Annotated in this window: 18 protein-coding genes; 6 read left to right on the top strand and 12 right to left on the bottom strand. The window is 55.4% G+C overall.

Features of this window, described 5'->3' with window-relative positions; all coding sequences use genetic code 11:
- Positions 1 to 43: 43 nt before the first annotated feature.
- Positions 44 to 1,186: a 23S rRNA (uracil(747)-C(5))-methyltransferase RlmC gene (gene rlmC / locus EL29_RS04150; RefSeq protein WP_022623648.1), complete on the top strand. Its 1,143-nt coding sequence runs from the start codon at positions 44 to 46 to the stop codon at positions 1,184 to 1,186.
- Positions 1,187 to 1,248: 62 nt separating this feature from the next.
- Here rlmC and EL29_RS04155 read toward each other — a convergent pair whose 3' ends face one another.
- The 6 genes from EL29_RS04155 to EL29_RS04180 form a co-directional block, all read right to left on the bottom strand.
- Positions 1,249 to 1,980, bottom strand: a complete 732-nt coding sequence (locus tag EL29_RS04155; RefSeq protein WP_015700668.1) for an arginine ABC transporter substrate-binding protein — start codon at positions 1,978 to 1,980, stop codon at positions 1,249 to 1,251.
- Positions 1,981 to 2,102: 122 nt separating this feature from the next.
- Positions 2,103 to 2,771: an arginine ABC transporter permease ArtM gene (gene artM / locus EL29_RS04160; protein WP_013025209.1), complete on the bottom strand. Its 669-nt coding sequence runs from the start codon at positions 2,769 to 2,771 to the stop codon at positions 2,103 to 2,105.
- Positions 2,771 to 3,487 (bottom strand): arginine ABC transporter permease ArtQ, encoded by a 717-nt coding sequence (artQ, locus tag EL29_RS04165; RefSeq protein ID WP_013025210.1) that lies wholly within the window; start codon positions 3,485 to 3,487, stop codon positions 2,771 to 2,773. The genes artM and artQ overlap by 1 nt, the downstream gene beginning before the upstream one ends.
- A 6-nt stretch (positions 3,488 to 3,493) precedes the next feature.
- Positions 3,494 to 4,225 carry an arginine ABC transporter substrate-binding protein gene (locus EL29_RS04170; protein ID WP_028714977.1) on the bottom strand — a complete coding sequence of 244 codons (732 nt, stop codon included), beginning with the start codon at positions 4,223 to 4,225 and terminating at the stop codon, positions 3,494 to 3,496.
- A gap of 15 nt (positions 4,226 to 4,240) precedes the next feature.
- Positions 4,241 to 4,969 (bottom strand): arginine ABC transporter ATP-binding protein ArtP, encoded by a 729-nt coding sequence (gene artP, locus EL29_RS04175; RefSeq protein WP_014606209.1) that lies wholly within the window; start codon positions 4,967 to 4,969, stop codon positions 4,241 to 4,243.
- Between the two features lie 222 nt (positions 4,970 to 5,191).
- On the bottom strand, positions 5,192 to 5,731 hold the full coding sequence (locus tag EL29_RS04180) for a lipoprotein (protein ID WP_014593303.1): 540 nt from the start codon (positions 5,729 to 5,731) through the stop codon (positions 5,192 to 5,194).
- 105 nt (positions 5,732 to 5,836) lie between these two features.
- On the opposite strand from EL29_RS04180, the gene EL29_RS04185 reads away from it, so the two are divergent.
- Both EL29_RS04185 and EL29_RS04190 read left to right on the top strand, forming a co-directional pair.
- Positions 5,837 to 6,157, top strand: coding sequence for a heavy metal-binding domain-containing protein (locus EL29_RS04185; RefSeq protein ID WP_013025214.1), 321 nt, complete (start codon positions 5,837 to 5,839; stop codon positions 6,155 to 6,157).
- On the top strand, positions 6,154 to 6,978 hold the full coding sequence (locus tag EL29_RS04190; RefSeq protein ID WP_014593304.1) for an N-acetylmuramoyl-L-alanine amidase: 825 nt from the start codon (positions 6,154 to 6,156) through the stop codon (positions 6,976 to 6,978). Before EL29_RS04185 ends, EL29_RS04190 begins: the two co-directional genes overlap by 4 nt.
- Before the next feature lie 23 nt (positions 6,979 to 7,001).
- Here EL29_RS04190 and ltaE read toward each other — a convergent pair whose 3' ends face one another.
- The 3 genes from ltaE to EL29_RS04205 all read right to left on the bottom strand — a co-directional run bounded on the left by ltaE (position 7,002) and on the right by EL29_RS04205 (position 10,871).
- A complete protein-coding gene (gene ltaE, locus EL29_RS04195) occupies positions 7,002 to 8,063 on the bottom strand; it encodes a low-specificity L-threonine aldolase (protein ID WP_227008653.1) in 1,062 nt (353 codons plus the stop codon).
- A 63-nt stretch (positions 8,064 to 8,126) separates the two neighbouring features.
- Complete coding sequence (gene poxB / locus EL29_RS04200; protein WP_028714978.1) at positions 8,127 to 9,848, bottom strand: ubiquinone-dependent pyruvate dehydrogenase; 1,722 nt, start codon at positions 9,846 to 9,848, stop codon at positions 8,127 to 8,129.
- A 123-nt stretch (positions 9,849 to 9,971) separates the two neighbouring features.
- Positions 9,972 to 10,871, bottom strand: a complete 900-nt coding sequence (locus EL29_RS04205; RefSeq protein WP_024470921.1) for a LysO family transporter — start codon at positions 10,869 to 10,871, stop codon at positions 9,972 to 9,974.
- Positions 10,872 to 11,007: 136 nt separating this feature from the next.
- On the opposite strand from EL29_RS04205, the gene EL29_RS04210 reads away from it, so the two are divergent.
- The gene (locus EL29_RS04210) at positions 11,008 to 12,657 is read left to right on the top strand and encodes an ATP-dependent nuclease (RefSeq protein WP_028714979.1); all 1,650 of its coding nucleotides are present in this window, start codon (positions 11,008 to 11,010) and stop codon (positions 12,655 to 12,657) included.
- A 71-nt stretch (positions 12,658 to 12,728) separates the two neighbouring features.
- On the opposite strand, the gene cspD is transcribed toward EL29_RS04210, so the two are convergent.
- Positions 12,729 to 12,953, bottom strand: coding sequence for a cold shock-like protein CspD (gene cspD / locus EL29_RS04215; RefSeq protein WP_006118603.1), 225 nt, complete (start codon positions 12,951 to 12,953; stop codon positions 12,729 to 12,731).
- Positions 12,954 to 13,269: 316 nt separating this feature from the next.
- On the opposite strand from cspD, the gene clpS reads away from it, so the two are divergent.
- On the top strand, positions 13,270 to 13,590 hold the full coding sequence (gene clpS, locus EL29_RS04220) for an ATP-dependent Clp protease adapter ClpS (protein ID WP_013025221.1): 321 nt from the start codon (positions 13,270 to 13,272) through the stop codon (positions 13,588 to 13,590).
- A 53-nt stretch (positions 13,591 to 13,643) separates the two neighbouring features.
- Positions 13,644 to 15,920: an ATP-dependent Clp protease ATP-binding subunit ClpA gene (gene clpA / locus EL29_RS04225; protein ID WP_028714980.1), complete on the top strand. Its 2,277-nt coding sequence runs from the start codon at positions 13,644 to 13,646 to the stop codon at positions 15,918 to 15,920.
- Between the two features lie 92 nt (positions 15,921 to 16,012).
- On the opposite strand, the gene infA is transcribed toward clpA, so the two are convergent.
- Together infA and aat are read right to left on the bottom strand one after the other, a co-directional pair.
- Positions 16,013 to 16,231, bottom strand: coding sequence for a translation initiation factor IF-1 (infA, locus tag EL29_RS04230; RefSeq protein WP_002211347.1), 219 nt, complete (start codon positions 16,229 to 16,231; stop codon positions 16,013 to 16,015).
- 344 nt (positions 16,232 to 16,575) lie between these two features.
- The gene (gene aat / locus EL29_RS04235) at positions 16,576 to 17,268 is read right to left on the bottom strand and encodes a leucyl/phenylalanyl-tRNA--protein transferase (protein ID WP_028714981.1); all 693 of its coding nucleotides are present in this window, start codon (positions 17,266 to 17,268) and stop codon (positions 16,576 to 16,578) included.
- Between the last annotated feature and the right edge of the window lie 20 nt (positions 17,269 to 17,288).

Genomic DNA, 17,288 nt, shown 5'->3' on the forward strand with positions numbered 1-17,288 from the left:
TCGCGCTCCGCCAACCTTCCCGACAGTTAATACAGGCTTTACCATGCACTGCGCGCTCTATGACGCTCACCGTTGCCGCTCTTGCCAGTGGCTTGAAAAACCCTATCCCCAGCAGCTTGATGATAAAGGGGCCCGGCTGAACCAACTGCTGGCCGCGTTTCCGGTTAAACAGTGGCTGCCGCCGGTAACCTCAGCGCAGCAAGGGTTCCGCAATAAAGCAAAGATGGTGGTAAGCGGCAGCGTTGAGCGTCCGGTTTTCGGCATGGTGCAGCGCAACGGCGAGGCGACAGATCTTTGCGCATGTCCGCTCTATCCCGACAGCTTTTCCCCGGTACTGGCGACCTTAAAACCCTTTATCGCGCGTGCCGGTTTAACGCCGTATAACATTGAACGTCAGCGCGGTGAACTGAAGTATTTGCTGCTCACCGAAAGTACCCAGGGCGGCATGATGCTGCGTTTTGTCCTGCGGTCGCACACCAAACTGACACAGCTGCGTAACGCCCTGCCGTGGCTACAGCAGCAACTCCCACAGCTAAAGGTCATTTCAGCCAACATACAGCCGGTGCATATGGCTATTCTGGAAGGGGACGAGGAGGTCGCATTGACATCCACTCAGGCGCTGGCGGACGAGTTTAACGGCGTGCCGTTGTGGATTCGGCCACAAAGCTTTTTCCAGACCAATCCTCAGGTCGCCAGTGCGCTGTATGCGACGGCGCGCGACTGGGTACGTCAACTGCCGGTGACCAGCATGTGGGATCTGTTTTGCGGCGTGGGCGGATTTGGCCTGCATTGTGCCTCACCCACGTTAGCGCTTACCGGTATTGAGATCAGTCCCGAAGCCATCCAGTGCGCGCAGCGCTCTGCGCAGATGCTGGGTCTGAACAACGTCAGTTTTGCCGCACTGGATTCCACCGCGTTTGCCACTGAGCGGGATAGTGTGCCACAGCTGGTGCTGGTGAATCCGCCGCGTCGCGGGATTGGGGAAGCGCTGTGTGATTATCTGAGCGCCATGGCGCCTGACTATGTGCTCTATTCAAGCTGCAATCCGCAGACCATGGCACAGGATATTGCCCGGCTGAAGGATTACGAGGTTACCCAGGTACAGCTGTTCGATATGTTTCCGCACACGGCGCATTTTGAAGTGCTGACGCTACTGACGCGTCAACGGTCAGGCGGGCCAGCCTGATCCTCTGCTGAACGGAGAAGAGTGCAGAACCGATCAGCAGATACGCCGCTGGCCCATGAGCGTTATTCAGGGAACCATTTCTGATTGATTTTCTGCCAACTGCCGTTGGCTTTCAGGGCCGCCAGCGCCTGATTAAATTTATCCCGCAGTGGGGCGTTACCTTTGCGCACCGCAATCCCCAGGCCGGTACCAAAGTACGCCGGGTCCGTAACGTGTTCACCGACGCTGGCCAGATCGTTGTTGGTTTTTAACCACTGATTGACAACTGCGCTGTCGCCAAATACGCCGTCAAGACGTCCGTTTTTCATGTCCAGAATCGCATTCTGATAGCTGTCATACGCGACGACGTTGATTTCCGGATGCTTGTCCTGCAGATATTTCTGGTGCGTTGTACCGTTCTCAACGCCGATACGTTTGCCTTTCAGCGCATCAATAGCGGTAAATTTCCCTTTAGGCGCAATCACAATGGCGGAGTTCGCGTAATAGGGCTGAGTGAAGTCAACCTGCTTACTGCGTTCAGCGGTGATATCCATACCGGCAATCACGGCGTCATAGCGGCGGAACTTAAGTGAGGGGATCAGGCTGTCAAAGGCCGTGTTGGTAAACGAGCATTCCGCTTTCATCTGTTCGCACAGCGCTTTCGCCAGATCGATGTCGAAACCGACAATCTGATTATCGCTGTTCAGCGATTCGAAAGGTGGGTAGGTGGCAGAGGTCGCGAAGCGAATTTTCTCAGCAGCCTGAGCGCTTACGGCCAGGCTTACCAGTGCAGCGGCAATCATCCATTTTTTCATTACAGGCTCCCGTTAGCCATCAATAACACAGCAAGTGAATGCGCCAAACGATGCCAGTAAATGAATTTTTATGCAATAAATATGATTATAAAATTAATCAGGCAGGTTGCCCTGCCTGCGGATTAATTTCGCCGTTCGAACGCCAGGGCGCGTTTCTCGATCAGGCGCATCATAATGGTGAGCAGCCCGTTGACACAGAGGTAAATCAGCCCGGCAGCCGCGTAGACCGTGACGTCATAGGTCCGGCCATACAGCAGTTGACCATGGCCCATGACCTCCATCAGCGTAATGGTAAACGCCAGGGATGTGCCCTTAAACACCAGCACCACTTCGTTGGAGTAAGAAGACAGGGCGCGCTTAAACGCATAAGGCAGCAAAATACGCAGGGTTTGCCGGGGCGTCATGCCCAGGGCTTCACAGGACTGCCACTGACCAGCGGGAATGGCACGAACGGCGCCGTAGAACAGCTGAGTCGTGTAGGCCGCGCTGTTAAGCGACAGGGCCAGCATGGCGCAGAGCCAGGGCTGTGATAACAGATGCCATAACCAGGGCAGCGTTTGCAGGCTGGGAAACTGGCCCGGCCCGTAGTAGATCAGGAAGATCTGCACCAGCAGCGGCGTGCCGGTAAACAGGGTAATAAAGCCTTTTACCAGCGGAGAAAACAGCGGGGTTTTCAAGGCCAGTACGATGGTAAAGAGCAGCGACAGCAGCAGCGCGGTTACGAGCGAGGCCGCGGTCAGGCTCAGGCTGGTGTTAAGCCCTTTAAGCAGTTCGGGTAGATAGCTCAGCATCAGCTGTTCCCCCGCTCAAAACGCGTGGTGCGCAGTTCAATTCGGCGCAATACGGCCTGACTGAAAAGCGTGATCGCCAGATAAATGGCCGCCGCCACTAAAAACCAGGTGAAAGGCTCCTGGGTGCGGGTCGCGATACTTTTCGTCTGCAACATAAGATCGTTAACGCTAATCAGCGACACCAGCGCCGTATCCTTTAGCAAAACCAGCCACTGGTTTCCCAGGCCTGGCAAGGCATGGCGCCACATTTGCGGCATAATCAGACGAAAAAAAATCGCTGACTTTTTCATGCCGAGCGCCTGGCCGGATTCCCACTGTCCAATCGGGACGGCTTTCAGCGCGCCGCGCAGGGTTTGCGAAGCATAGGCCGCATAAAGCATGGCCAGAGCAATAACACCACAGAGGAACGGGCTAACGTCAAAGTTTTCAATGTGCATCTGAACCGGCAGCCTAAACAGGCCGAAGTTCAGCGTAAAGCCGTCGGATAAGGTCAGCAGCAGCTGTGAGGCGCCGAAGTAGATAAACAGCACGACCAGGATTTCCGGCAGGCCGCGAATCAGCGTGACGAGCGTGGTTCCGATCCACGCCAGCGGCTTCAGTCGCAGTGACTCCCAGCCGGCAAAGATCATCGCCAGCACCAGGCCAGCGATGAGGGCACAAACAGCAAGGCCGACGGTCATGCCGGCGGCGCTTGCAAGCGGGATTATTTCATTCATCAGAAATTACTGCTGGAACCATTTGCTGTAGATGGTTTTGTAGGTGCCATCGGCTTTGATTTTGTCCAGGGCCGTGTTGAATTTGCTTTGCAGCTCGGTATTTCCCTGACGCACAGCAATGCCCAGACCGGTACCGAAATACGCTTTATCCGTTACTTTCTCACCCACCGGGGCCAGGTTAGCGTTCTGCTTCAGCCACTCGTTGACTACGGCGCTGTCACCAAAGACGGCATCGATGCGGCCATTTTTCAGATCCAGTACCGCATTCTGGTAGCTGTCGTAAGGCACCACGGTAATATCCGCGTGCTTGTCCGTCAGGTATTTTTGATGCGTGGTGCCATTCTGCACGCCGACGCGCTTGCCTTTCAGCGCCTCTACGCTCGCCACTTTGCCTTTCTGCGCAACGAAGATCGCCGAGTTGTCATAGTAAGGTTTGCTGAACAGGACCTGCTTTTCACGTTCAGGGGTGATGTCCATGCCTGCCATCACCGCATCAAAGCGGCGGAATTTCAGGCTGGGGATCAGGCTGTCAAAGGCCTGGTTGGTGAATTTACAGGTCGCATCCATCTCTTTACACAGCGCATTAGCCAGATCGACATCAAAGCCCTGAATTTTGTTATTCGCATCAACAAATTCAAAAGGAGGATAGGAAGCCTCAGTAGCAATACGAATGGTTTCGGCAGCGGAAGCGCTCAGACTTAATCCGGCAAGCAGTGCAGCAAGTACGACTTTTTTCATTTTTAGCATCCTGACTTAGTGCGAAAGATAATGTGCAAACGCCTCGGTTTGCGGCTGTGTAAAGCGGCTGGCATCGCCCTGTTCCACAATATGACCGTTTTCCATGTACACCACACGGCTGGCCGTTTTACGCGCCACTTCCACCTCATGGGTCACGATCACCTGGGTAATCTGGGTCTGGGCCAGTTCGCGAATGATACTGACAATCTGTGCGGTGATTTCGGGGTCGAGCGCAGCGGTCGGTTCATCAAATAACAGGATCTGCGGCTCCATCATCAGCGCGCGGGCAATCGCAACACGTTGCTGCTGTCCGCCAGAGAGGTGCAGGGGAAAGCGGTCGCTGTAGCTGGTGAGACGCAGACGATCGAGCAGCTTGTCGGCTCGGGCCCGGGCATCGGCTTTGCTTAAGCCCAGTACACGGCAGGGCGCTTCCATCAGGTTTTGCAGTACCGTCAGATGGGGCCAGAGATTGTACTGCTGAAAAACCATGCCTACGTTTTGGCGCAGCTCGCGTATTGCTGCCGTCGAAGGCGTTTTGCTGAAGTCGAAATCGTGACCTGCAATGTGCAACTGACCAGAGCGCGGGTGCTCAAGCAGATTCAGCACACGCAACAGCGAGCTTTTCCCTGCACCGCTTGGGCCAAGCAGCACCAGGGTTTCGCCTTGCGGACATTCCAGGTTAATGTCAAACAGCGCCTGATGAGCACCGTAGAAACAGTTAATCGCGTTTAGTTGAATACTCATGCGCCAATTTTGAATAGCTATTAGTTTTGCGGATTTTAACGTCACCAAAATAGTTATGCAATTAAGGTGGCTTAAAATTTACGAATAAGCGGTAAACACCCAAAAGATTAGCACAAGATGTTGTGAGGCGAACGGCGGGCATTTCTGGAAAGGCAGGCTGAATGCCGTCTGAACGCGTCCGGCGGTTAAGCCCGCGCGTTCAGACGTGGAGGTAAAGGTTATTTATTTTTTCGCCTTTTCAAGCATCTGGCTCAGAGAACCGCCTGCCGGGTGAGGCACGTCTGCGACGTAGCGGACATCGTCCACCACCCAGCAACTGCCCTGATGGATCATCAACACTTCATCCTGCCACTGCTTATCGTCACGGCTCATGTTTACCCGCAGCGGGATATTGCGGGCATCCCGGTTTGGAATGGTCGACGCATCAGCAACATCAGCCTGAGTTGGCCCCTGTGCCAGGCTGGAGAACAGATCGCCGCTGTGCCATTGTGTTGCGTTCTGGCTTTGGCTTGCTTCCTGAAGGGCGTGATAGAGGCCTTCGCTCAGGTAAGGACGATAGTTTGCCAGCGTGGTGGTGTCAGGCAGACCGGCGGTGGGATGTGCGATCCGCATATCGTAGAACTTTTGTGCCACGGTGTCGGGGCCGCCTTCAACGCAAGGGGCGAGTCGTGGGCCGTTATCCTTAATTACCGGCTCTACTGTCGTACAGGCACTCAGCAGTAGCGCGGCCGGGAGCAAAAGCGCAAAACCTTTGTTTCTCATCTCGATTTCCTTATTGTTCTCTGGCAAGGTGCCTTTTTAACATAGAGTATAGTTCTGCTTTTAGGTGAAAGAGCCTTTGGCCGGTTTACGTAACAGGAGAAAACGATGAAATTTTCGACGACGCCAACCCTGGAAGGACACAGTATTACGGATTACTGTGGCGTGGTCACCGGGGAAGCCATTCTCGGTGCCAACATCTTCCGCGATTTTTTCGCCGGCATTCGCGATATTGTCGGTGGCCGCTCGGGCGCGTATGAAAAGGAACTGCGCAAAGCGCGCGAGATTGCCTTTAAAGAGCTGGAAGAGCAGGCCAGCGCGCTGGGTGCCAATGCGGTCGTCGGCATTGATATCGATTACGAAACCGTGGGTAAAGACAGCAGCATGCTGATGGTGAGCGTGACCGGCACGGCGGTTGTGATTCGTTGAAACGTATTCTGCTGCTGTTGGCGCTCTGGGTGCTGGTGGGCTGCCAGTCGGGCATAGAATCACGACCGGGTTATTGGGTCGATCTGCGTCATCCCGCTCAGGGCGCGCGACCGCGCGTAAAAGTGGTGGTGATTCACTATACCGCAGAAGACTTTTCCTCTTCCCTGGCCACGTTGACCGATCGTGACGTCAGCGTCCATTATCTTATTCCTCGCCAGCCGCCGCAGCGCAAGGGGCAGGGCATTATCTGGCAACTGGTACCGGAGCAGGATCTGGCCTGGCATGCCGGGCCGAGCTTCTGGCGCGGCGCAACCCGTATCAACGATACGTCAGTCGGCATTGAGCTGGTGAACAACGGCTATCGCCGTACCCTGACCGGCCTGGAATGGCAGCCTTTTCCTCCCGAACAAATCCGTGTGCTCGGCGCCCTCATCAAGGATATCGCCCGCCGGTATGGTATCGCGCCGGAAAATATCGTGGGCCACAGCGATATCGCCCCTCAGCGTAAACAGGATCCTGGCCCGCGATTCCCTTGGCGGCAGCTGGCTGAGCAGGGCATTGGCGCCTGGCCCGATCCGCAGCGCGTCGCTTTTCACTTAGCCGGGCAGCATCGAGATGCCGCCGTACCGGTTGCCACAGTGCTTGATCGCCTGCAGCGCTACGGCTATGAGGTCACGGAAGGGATGAGCGCGAACCAGCAACGGAATTTGATTGCGGCGTTTCAGATGCATTTCCGTCCAGCGAATTATCAGGGTTTAGCGGATGCTGAAACCCTGGCGATTGCAGAGGCGCTGCTGGAAAAATACGGGGAAGCGCAATAACCGGTGGTTACCGCGCTCAACATCTAGCGACTCGCGTAAGGTGACGCGGCAAGGGAAGACGGCGTGACGGGAGCTCCGGGACGATGCTGTGCCAAAAACGCCCGCCAGTGCGACAGCACCTTTTCCAGCGCCGGGCGCTCAGCATCCAGATGGGTGACGATTCGGGTCACGGGACCCACGCTCATCAGCACATCATGGGATCTCATCCACTGACCCAGCGCGTCAACCTGGTCTGCCGGGACGCGCACAAACAGCATATTCGTCTGCTGCTCCGTGACCTCAATGCCGATCTTCTGCAGCGCCTCTCCTAGCCAGGCCGCATTCTCGTGATCGGTCTGTAACCGTGCGACGTTGTGTTGCAACGCATATAGCCCCGCCGCTGCCAGCACCCCCGCCTGACGCATACCGCCGCCAGTCATCTTGCGCCAGCGACGCGCGCGTTCAATATAATCTGTATCGCCGCAGAGCAGTGAACCCACGGGCGCGCCCAGTCCTTTTGACAAGCAGATGGTTAAGGTATCGCAATAACGGGCAAGGTTTTCCAGCGTGGTTTGCTGCGCCACGACGGCATTAAAAATACGTGCGCCGTCAATGTGCAGCGCCAGCTTATGCTTGCGGGTAAAATGCCACGCCTGCTCCAGATAGCCCGCGGGCAGGACTTTGCCATGATGGGTATTCTCCAGGCTCAGGAGCCGGGTCGGGGCGAAATGAATATCGTCAGGTTTGATGAAGTCGGCCACCACATCCAGCGGCAGGCTGCCGTCGGCCGCCGCCAGAATCGGCTGGGGTTGGATGCTCCCCAGTACCGCCGCGCCGCCTGCTTCGTACTTATAGTTATGCGCCTGCTGGCCCACAATGTACTCTTCACCACGCTGACAGTGGCTCAGCAACGCCACCAGATTGGCCTGGGTGCCAGTGGGCAGAAACAGCGCAGCGGCTTTACCACTCAGCCTCGCCGCTTCGGCTTCCAGTGCGTTAACGGTAGGATCGTCCCGATAAACATCATCCCCGGTTTCAGCAGCCATCATCGCCTGTAGCATGGCGGCACTGGGACGGGTCACGGTATCACTGCGTAGATCAATCACATTGTGCTCCTGGGCAGCAAAATGCCAGGCGGGCGGAGAACCCGCCTGTAACATCCGTCTGTTTTACCGCAGCCAGTTGGTTTTTGCCAGTTCAAGCACTTCATCACCGCGGCCGTTAATAACGGCGCGTAGCATGTAGAGGCTAAAGCCTTTGGCCTGTTCCAGCTTAATTTCCGGCGGCATCGCCAGTTCTTCTTTTGCGGTAATCACATCGACCAGGACCGGGCCATCATGGGCAAAGGCCTGTTCAAGCGCGCCATTCAGTTCAGAGGCTTTCTCAACGCGAATGCCTTTAACACCACAGGCCTGAGCAATGGCGGCAAAATCAGGATTGTGCAGATCGGTGCCGTCGGTGAGATAACCGCCGGCCTTCATCTCCATGGCAACAAAGCCCAGCGAGCTGTTGTTGAAAATCACCAGTTTTACCGGCAGCTTCAGCTGGGCGACGGTCAGGAAATCGCCCATCAGCATACTGAATCCGCCGTCGCCGCATAGCGCCACGACCTGACGGTCACGGTTGAGTGATTGCGCGCCCATGGCCTGCGGCATCGCGTTCGCCATTGAACCGTGGTTAAAGGAGCCAAGCAGGCGACGCTGGCCGTTCATTTTCAGGTAGCGAGCCGCCCAGACGGTTGGCGTGCCCACGTCGCAGGTAAAGATCGCGTCGTCGTCGGCAAGTTGACTGATTTGCTGGGCCACATATTGCGGATGAATCGGCTGGTTATCATTGGCGGTTGCCAGCGAATCCAGATCTTTACGCGCCTCGGCATAATGCTTCAGTACGCTGTCCAGGTGACGCTGCTCGGTTTTGACCTGCAGCTTTGGCAGCAGCGCGCGCAGCGTGGTTTTGACATCGCCAATATAAGCCTGATCTACATGGCAGTGCGAGCCCAGGCTGCCCGGATTAATGTCGAGTTGGATAATTTTCGCTTTTTCCGGGTAGAAGGCGCGATAGGGGAACTGGGTGCCAAGCAGGACCAGGGTGTCGGCATTCATCATGGCATGATAGCCCGAGGAAAAACCGATCAGCCCGGTCATGCCCACATCGTACGGGTTATCGTATTCAATGTGCTCTTTTCCGCGCAGGGCATGGACCACCGGCGCTTTCAGCGTCGCCGCCAGCTCCACGACTTCCCGGTGCGCGCCTGCGCAGCCGCTGCCGCACATCAGCGTAATATTTTTCGCGTCGTTCAGGGTTTGCGCCAGGGTGGTCAGCTCATCGGCGGACGGCAGCACCAGCGGCAACTGCGGTGGATACCAGTCAGCGCGGGCGGATTCCGGTGCGGCCTGCAGCGCGACATCGCCCGGCAGGACAACCACCGATACGCCACGATTCAGGATGGCTTTACGCATCGCAATGCCCAGCACCTGCGGCAACTGCTCGGGGTTCGATACCAGCTCACAGTAGTGGCTGCATTCGCGGAACAGCTCCTGAGGATGGGTTTCCTGAAAGTAACCACTGCCGATTTCGCTGGAAGGAATATGGGCCGCAATCGCCAGGACCGGCACGCGATTGCGATGGCAGTCAAAAAGGCCGTTAATCAAGTGCAGGTTACCGGGGCCGCATGAACCCGCACATACTGCCAGTTCCCCACTGACATGCGCTTCTGCACCAGCAGAAAAGGCGGCCACTTCTTCATGGCGAGTGGGCATCCACTCAATGGTGCCCATTCGGTTCAGGCTGTCGCTCAGGCCGTTTAATGAGTCACCCGTGACGCCCCAAATACGTTTTACACCGGCGTTTTCCAGCGTTTTGGCCACCAGCGCCGCTACGGTTTGTTTCATCTTCTTCTCCTTGGTCATTCGTCGCCATCCACCGGATAGCAGAATCAAACAGCTCACAAGAAGCGTAGACGACGCTGATTCAACTCAACCGTAAAAAATTGCATCAAAAGTTGAATTCAGCCATCAGGCAGAGAACAGCGCGATCAAGACCGGCGCAAGCAGGCTCATGACAAAACCGTGCACAATCGCAGCCGGAACGATTTCTGAACCGCCCGCCCGTTGCAATACCGGTAAGGTAAAATCCATCGAGGTGGCGCCGCATAAGCCCAGCGCTGTGCTGCGGTGGCGGGCAATCAGCGCGGGCACCAGCATGATGGCGATAAGCTCTCGCAACAGATCGTTAAAGAATGCCGCGCTGCCGATCACTGGGCCAAAGGCTTCCGTCATCAGAATCCCCGAAAGCGAGTACCAGCCGAAGCCGCTGGCTAAGGCCAGACCGGTTTTCAGCGGCAGCCCCAGTATCAGCGCCGCGATCATTCCGCCCAGCAGCGCGCTCAACAGCACCGCGCCCGCCACCATCATGCCACGGCGGTTTAACACAATCTGCCGCAGCGTCATCCCACTGCCGCGCAGCTGAATCCCCACCAGCAGAAGCAAAAAGAGTAATGCATATTCACTGGCGGCTGACGCATGATGCAGCCAGGGCCACTGGGTCAGGCCCAGCACAAAGCCGGCGATCACCACGCCGCATAACGTCAGCGATTCCAGCGCCATATGCAAACGTGAGGGCAGCTTTTGTTGTTTGTGACTGTGCTGCCAGGGCAGGCGATGCTCAAGCCAGCGTAGCGCCAGCAGGTTACACAGTAGAATGCAAGCCGTTGCCACGGCGGCGGTATAAAACACCGTCACCAGATTGCTGCTGAGATTATCGAGAAAGGCCAGGCTGATGCCCATAAAAAACAGGATGACGTAGACCATCCAACCCAGCAGCCGGTTTACGGCCTTCAGGAACGCAACGTGCCGAAGCGGTAACAGCCAGCCTGCCAGCAGAGGCAGAAGAATAATTAAGAGTCCGGAATACATAATGAAAGGTTCGTCCATGTCGAAAGTCACGACACGCTAGCGAAAAAGCGTAGGGGAGTAAACCTTTGTCATAAAGTCTCTTGACCCCCTGATGAAGCCGCTCCATTCTTCGGAAAGCAAAGAGGATAAAAACGCTATGATTCTGGAACATATCGATATCCGGGGATTCCGCGGCATCAATCAACTCTCTTTACCGCTGACGCGCATCAACCTGTTGATTGGTGAAAACGCCTGGGGGAAATCCAGCCTGCTCGACGCGCTCAGCCTGCTGCTCTCTCCCCGCACGCGCGACTATGCGTTCTCCCTTGATGATTTTCATTTTACGCCGGGTGAGGTTAAGGATCGGATGCATCGGTTGTCGGTTGTTTTCCACTTTGCGGATGACGAAGCGGACACCAGCGAGCTGCTGCAGCCATTCTGGCAACCCGGCGAGCAGGGAAAGCGCCGCCTGAGCTATAGCGTGCAGGCCAGACGGCGTGACGATCAGATTACCTCGACGCGCCGCTTTATCGACGGGAATGGGCAGGTATTACCGGAAGCGGGAAGCGCGGCGGCGATAGATTACCTGCTGCGCATGAACCCGGTATTACGGCTGCGCGATGCCCGCTTCAGCCGCCGCATCCGACCGGTTGAGAGCGGTATTGATGCCCGCCTCTCTACCTTAAACCAACTGGCGAAAGAGCTGGATACCCTCACGCGAGATCTGGAGCAGCACCCGCAGCAGATGAGTAATGCCATGCTGCGGCAAGGATTGCAGACGATGCAGCAGCTCGTAGAACACTATTTCCTGATCCAGCATCCTGAGCGGGGCAGCGAGCCGCACCGCGTTGAGCCGCAGTCCCGTGAAGGTGCCCGGGGCTGGCATTCGCTGGATCAGCTCAATCATCTGATTGCCGCCACCGACGTTCGCAGCCGTCAGCTTATTTTGTTGCGCATGTTTACCCTGCTGGTGCAGGCACGGGGAAGCGAACCTCTGGCGCCGGGCGCACGGCCGCTGCTGCTGATTGAGGATCCGGAGACCCGCCTGCATCCCATTATGCTGTCCGTGGCGTGGAATCTGCTGACGCTGCTGCCGCTGCAGAAGATCGCGACAACCAATTCCGGAGAGCTGCTTTCTCAGGTCGCGATCGAGCATGTTTGCCGGCTGGTTCGCGAGCCCGCGCGCGTGGCCGCATGGCGCGTCGGTCCCGAAGGGCTGAGTGCTGAAGAGAGCCGGCGAATCGGCTTCCATATTAAAGTTAACCGGCCTTCGGCCTTGTTTGCCCGCTGCTGGCTCCTGGTTGAAGGCGAAACCGAAGTCTGGATCATTAACGAGATGGCGCGACAATGCGGCTTTCACTTTGCCGCGGAAGGCATAAAGGTGATTGAATTCGCCCAGTCAGGATTAAAACCGCTGTTAAAATTTGCCCGGCGTATGGGCATTGCCTGGCATGTGCTGACTGACGGCGATATGGCAGGGAAAAAATACGCGGCCACGGCGCGCAGTCAGCTCCTGCCGCCTGACGTTGAGAAGCATCACTTAACGGCGCTACCGGCGGCGGATATAGAGCACTTCCTTTATCAGCATGGCTTTAGCGATATTTATCAACAAGCAGCGCACCTGCCGTTAAACGTGCCGATGAAACCCAGGCGTATTATTACCAAAGCGATTCATCGTGCATCTAAACCTGAACTGGCCATTATGGTCGCGATGGCGGCAGCCGAACGCGGCACCGAGGCCATACCGGAACGCCTGCGGGACATGTTTGCACGCGTTATCAGACTGGCGCAGGGTAAAGCGGGTTAGCGATTCGCAAGTAAAAATGCCAGCACGGCAGGCTGGCATTTTCAACGGAGCGGTCCAACGTTGGGGTGATCTCAGGCGACAGCCTGTTGCGCTTCAACGGGTACTATCAGACTGGCATGGTTGCCCTTAGGGCCCTGATGAACGTCAAAATGGACCTGCTGGCCCGCCTTTAGCGTTCTGTAACCATCCATCTGTATCGTTGAGTAGTGTGCGAAGATATCTTCTCCGCCCCCGATTGGACAGATAAAGCCGAAACCTTTGGCGTTATTGAACCATTTAACGGTACCTGTCTCCATGCTTTTACTTCCCTCGCAAGACATTTTATAAGTAGGTGAGGTCACTGAAGCCGTGAGTCGGGTTTGATTAAAACTCAATCAGCTTGTGAAGGTAGAATGTAGAGAAACTGGCGTGGTCGTCAAGCAAACCACCGGGCAAGGCGGGGAAAAAATCATCAAAATTTGAGGTAGTTAACGCTATTTGAAATTTTGTGATACAGGTCGCGTGTGGCATTTTTAGCGGAATGATTCATTAGCGACTGTGCACTTGACACACGTGTTAAACTCTACAGATGAACCGGGTTTATGACGATGTACAGAATCACAACGGAACACTATGGCAAACACAAATGACTGGCTAAATTTTGAACAATTAGCTGACGATAAAGTACGCGAAGGGTTAAAGCCGCCTTCCATGTATAAAGTCATTCTGAATAATGACGATTATACACCTATGGAATTTGTTATTGACGTTCTGCAAAAGTTCTTTTCTTATGATATTGAACGTGCAACGCAACTGATGCTGAAAGTTCACTACCACGGTAAAGCAATCTGTGGTGTATTTACCGCAGAGGTCGCTGAGACCAAAGCGGCGCAGGTGAATAATTACGCGCGGGACAATCATCATCCGTTGCTGTGTACGCTTGAAAAAGCCTGAGCCTCTCTCCATACAGGAAGCAGGTCAGAGCGATTAACTGGAGGAGGTGCCTAATGCTCAATCAAGAACTGGAACTCAGTTTAAACATGGCTTTCGCCAGAGCGCGTGAGCACCGTCATGAGTTTATGACCGTCGAGCATCTGTTACTGGCGTTGCTCAGTAACCCGTCGGCCAGAGAGGCACTGGAAGCCTGTACGGTGGACATTGTGGCTCTAAGGCAGGAACTCGAAGCCTTCATTGAACAGACCACGCCTGTGCTGCCAGCCAGCGAAGAAGAGCGTGACACACAACCTACGCTCAGTTTCCAGCGTGTATTGCAGCGTGCGGTTTTCCATGTTCAGTCATCCGGACGCAGTGAAGTTACCGGCGCTAACGTGCTGGTTGCCATCTTTAGCGAGCAAGAGTCGCAGGCGGCTTATCTGCTGCGCAAACACGAAGTCAGCCGCCTTGATGTGGTGAATTTCATCTCTCATGGCACGCGTAAAGACGAACCCGGCCAGGCACCTGGTGCTGAAAATCCGGTTAACGAAGAGCAAGCAGGCGGGGAGGAACGTATGGAAAACTTCACCACCAATCTCAATCAGCTTGCTCGCGTCGGCGGAATTGACCCGCTGATCGGTCGCGACAAAGAGCTGGAACGAACTATTCAGGTCCTGTGTCGTCGCCGTAAAAACAATCCCCTGCTGGTGGGTGAATCCGGCGTCGGGAAAACCGCCATTGCGGAAGGCTTAGCCTGGCGCATTGTGCAGGGTGACGTGCCTGAAGTGATGAAAGGCTGCACGATTTACTCTCTCGATATCGGCTCGTTGCTGGCGGGCACCAAATACCGGGGTGACTTTGAGAAACGTTTCAAAGCGCTGTTAAAACAGCTGGAGCAGGATAACAGCAGCATCCTGTTTATTGACGAGATTCATACCATTATCGGTGCGGGTGCGGCATCGGGTGGGCAGGTCGATGCGGCAAACCTGATCAAACCGCTGCTCTCCAGCGGTAAGATCCGCGTGATGGGCTCTACCACCTATCAGGAATTCAGCAACATCTTTGAAAAAGATCGTGCGCTGGCGCGTCGTTTCCAGAAAATCGATATCACCGAGCCGTCGGTGGAAGAAACGGTGCAGATTCTTAACGGCCTGAAAACCAAATACGAAGCGCACCATGACGTTCGCTATACGGCCAAAGCCGTGCGTGCGGCCGTTGAGCTGGCGGTGAAATACATTAACGATCGCCATCTGCCGGATAAAGCCATCGACGTGATCGATGAGGCCGGTGCCCGTGCGCGTCTGATGCCCGCGAGCAAACGTAAGAAAACCGTTAACGTGGCTGATATCGAAACCGTGGTGGCGCGTATTGCCCGTATTCCAGAGCAGAGTGTTTCAGCAACCGATCGCGATACGCTCAAGAACCTGGGCGACCGTCTGAAAATGCTGGTGTTTGGTCAGGATAACGCCATTGAAGCGCTGACCGAAGCCATCAAGATGAGCCGTGCAGGGCTGGGGCAGGATCGCAAGCCGGTGGGATCGTTCCTGTTTGCTGGCCCAACGGGCGTCGGTAAAACCGAAGTTACCGTTCAGCTGGCGAAAGCGCTGGGAATTGAGCTGCTGCGCTTCGACATGTCTGAGTACATGGAGCGCCATACCGTCAGTCGTTTGATCGGTGCGCCTCCGGGCTATGTGGGTTTCGATCAGGGCGGCCTGCTGACCGATGCGGTAATCAAGCATCCTCACGCCGTTGTGCTGCTGGATGAGATTGAGAAAGCGCACCCGGATGTGTTCAACCTGCTGCTGCAGGTGATGGACAACGGTATGCTGACCGATAACAACGGCCGCAAGGCCGACTTCCGTAACGTGGTGCTGGTGATGACCACCAACGCCGGCGTGCGTGAAACCGAGCGTAAATCCATTGGCCTGATCCATCAGGACAACAGTACGGATGCCATGGAAGAGATTAAGAAAATCTTTACTCCTGAATTCCGTAACCGCCTGGACAACATTATCTGGTTCAGCCACCTGTCAACGGACGTTATTCATCAGGTCGTCGACAAGTTTATTGTTGAACTGCAGGCACAGCTGGATGCGAAAGGTGTTTCACTGGAGGTCAGTGACGAAGCGCGTGACTGGCTGGCAGAGAAGGGCTATGACAAAGCGATGGGCGCTCGTCCGATGGCGCGTACCGTTCAGGAGAGCCTGAAGAAACCGCTGGCGAACGAACTGCTGTTTGGTTCGCTGGTTGACGGTGGATCGGTCTCTGTTGCGCTGGATAAAGAGAAGGGGCAACTGACCTATCACTTCCTGAGTGCGCAAAAACGTAAAACGGAAGGCACCGTGCACTAAGCGCGGTATGACAGAAAGAGAAAAGGCCGGATAATATCCGGCCTTTTTTTGTTTGCCCGCACACGAGGCGCAGGCAACGGCATCAACGCAACTCAGCGACTACGGAAGACAATGCGGCCTTTGCTCAGGTCGTACGGGGTCAGCTCGACAGTCACTTTGTCGCCCGTCAGGATGCGGATGTAGTTTTTACGCATTTTACCGGAGATATGAGCGGTAACCACGTGTCCGTTCTCAAGTTCTACGCGGAACATGGTGTTAGGTAACGTATCCAGTACGGTACCTTGCATTTCAATATTGTCTTCTTTGGCCATCGAATCCTCTGGGTGTACTACCTTTCAGTTGAACCGGCAAGATAATGCCCAATTCAACAAGTTATGTAAAGAACCGTCGGCAATAAAGCCAACGCATCGCCGTGCTTCGCGTTATAACGCGAGCATGTCGGTTAAATTCGGGTGTTTATGTGACGTCTGCGGGGGATTAGCGGGCTAAGAATCTGAATCAACCGGTAACACGCGCACGATTGAAACAGTTCCGAGAGTGCGATGAGATTCCCAGCCTGGCAATTCCGGCTTGAAAATCAAGCGCGGACGACATACCAAACGCCGCTATTATATCACTTAACCGGGTTTATGTGTGCAAAACATCTGCGCGCGGATTAAAAAAGGGTTTGATTCCGCCAGCAGCCGCTGTCAACGGGCTGCGAGGACAGGTTTTTTACCGCATCCAGGTAAGCTTCGCGGGGAATATCGACCGCGCCGAGTGAAGCCGTATGGGGATTCAGTATCTGGCAATCCACCAGGCGTCCTTTGTGCTTAATAAAATGCTGACAGAAAACCCAAAATGCGGTTTTCGAGGCGTTGGTCTGCAGGCTGAACATGGATTCGCCACAAAATATCTGGCCCAGCGCCAGGCCATACATGCCGCCCACCAGGTCTTGCTCGCGCCAGACTTCAATGGAATGGGCATGACCAAGCTCATAAAGCTTCAGCCACGCGCGTTTGACTTCAAAAGTAATCCATGTCCCTTCTTCCCGACCGGCCGCACAGCCTTCGACCACGTCGGAAAAGGCTTCATTCATCGTCACCCGATAAGGTGATTGCTGGTGAAAGCGCTTCATACTGCGGCTGAGGTGAAAACGGTCTGGGAGTAACACCGCGCGAGGGTCGGGTGACCACCACAGAATCGGATCGCCAGGGGAAAACCAGGGGAAAATCCCCTGCTGATAGGCGTTGAGCAGGCGCGCAGGCGAGAGATCACCGCCCATAGCCAGCAGGCCATTGGGCTCACGCAGCGCCGTTTCCGGAGGAGGAAACAGCAACGATTCCCGTGACAGTTGAACCAGTCTCATCGCGTTAAGTTATCCATCAG

The sequence above is a fragment of the Pantoea ananatis LMG 2665 genome (genome assembly GCF_000710035.2).
GTDB lineage: Bacteria > Pseudomonadota > Gammaproteobacteria > Enterobacterales > Enterobacteriaceae > Pantoea > Pantoea ananatis.